The organism is Vibrio sp. Vb1755 (assembly GCF_033338635.1).
Classification (GTDB): Bacteria; Pseudomonadota; Gammaproteobacteria; order Enterobacterales; family Vibrionaceae; genus Vibrio; species Vibrio alginolyticus.
The window spans coordinates 1-1147 of record NZ_JAWOTA010000281.1; the positions used below are offsets into that span (position 1 = coordinate 1).

At 45.1% G+C, this 1147-nt stretch carries 1 protein-coding gene and 2 pseudogenes; all 3 read right to left on the reverse strand.

Features of this window, described 5'->3' with window-relative positions:
- A pseudogene (locus tag R7E00_RS24535) lies at positions 1–203 on the reverse strand (flagellar hook-length control protein FliK); the annotation flags it as partial.
- 174 nt (positions 204–377) lie between these two features.
- A complete protein-coding gene (gene fliJ, locus R7E00_RS24540) occupies positions 378–821 on the reverse strand; it encodes a flagellar export protein FliJ (RefSeq protein WP_005457733.1) in 444 nt (147 codons plus the stop codon).
- Between the two features lie 6 nt (positions 822–827).
- Positions 828–1147, reverse strand: a pseudogene (gene fliI, locus R7E00_RS24545) (flagellum-specific ATP synthase FliI); the annotation flags it as partial.

Here is a 1147-nt window from a genome sequence, read left to right on the forward strand (position 1 = left end):
CCTTCTGTGGTGCTAACGTCGGTCTTTGCATCTGTACTTGCTGTTTGAGTGACCGCTTTTTCTGCTTTTTGTGAACCTGTAAAAACTCCCGCTAAGGTTTCAAAAAAACCTTTGCTTTCAGAGCTTTCTGTAGGTGCTTTTGCGGAAGACTCAGAAGTTGAGGTCTTGCTAGTCGCAGAAACATTAGACAAATTCACATTCATAAAAACTTTCTCGTTTTTAGCTACGCCTTTTTATGGCGTGACCAGATTGCCCATCAGAGGCAAAATTAGATAATTAAACCATGAATTTGCAAAAATCACGCCAACGCATAAGGCTATTTTCCTGACGAACAGCGCACACGAAAAGAGTGGAAGCGAGATCAACTTCAACAAAAATTAGAACGGCTTGGCCTTACGGCTAAACAACAACGTGGAAAACTCATCCATTTGCTTTTGCTCACGTTTGGCTTCCGCGATTTGCTTTTCTTTCGCTTTCTTTTCGATCATCCACTCGTAAGACATGCGTTCTTGGCGCATCTTGAGCCAGTAGTCTTTGCAGTTTTCGACTTGTTCTTTGAAGTGATGCTCTGCTTGCTTTTGCTTTGACAGTGTCTCGTCAAGCTGACATAAGAATCGGTTGAGATGCCCGTATTGGCTGGCGGTTAAACCCGCTTGACCACGATCCACCAACTGTTGGCAGTAATCGAGACGATATTTCTCGATTTGCTCAACCTGACGGTAATAGTCTTCAAGCTCAGAGCGCGCTTTGTTCAGCGCAAGTACGGCTTGGTCTTCGCGCTCTTTGGTCTGCTCAAGTAGGAATTCCATCGCATTATTCATACGCTATTACCCACCCAAAATATTTCTGAGCATATTGACGCACATGTCGTATGGCACCGATTCTTTCATACGCTGCTGCAAGTATTCGTCTAGCTTTGGCTTTAATGTAAATGCGCCATCGATAGCCGGATCGGTGCCCGGCTTGTAAGCACCAATCGACACCAAATCTTGATTTTTGCGACAAATAGACAAGACCTGACGTACCGCTTTTGACATCAACACATGTTCTTCGGTGGTGATCTGAGGCATCACACGACTGACCGATTTCTCGACATCAATCGCAGGGTAATGGCCCGCGTCTGCCATTTCACGCGACAAAACAATGT

What these genes read in the sequence shown, in the direction of transcription:
- fliJ (WP_005457733.1), bottom strand. Translation starts at nt 821, where the DNA reads ATGAATAATGCGATGGAATTCCTACTTGAGCAGACCAAAGAGCGCGAA.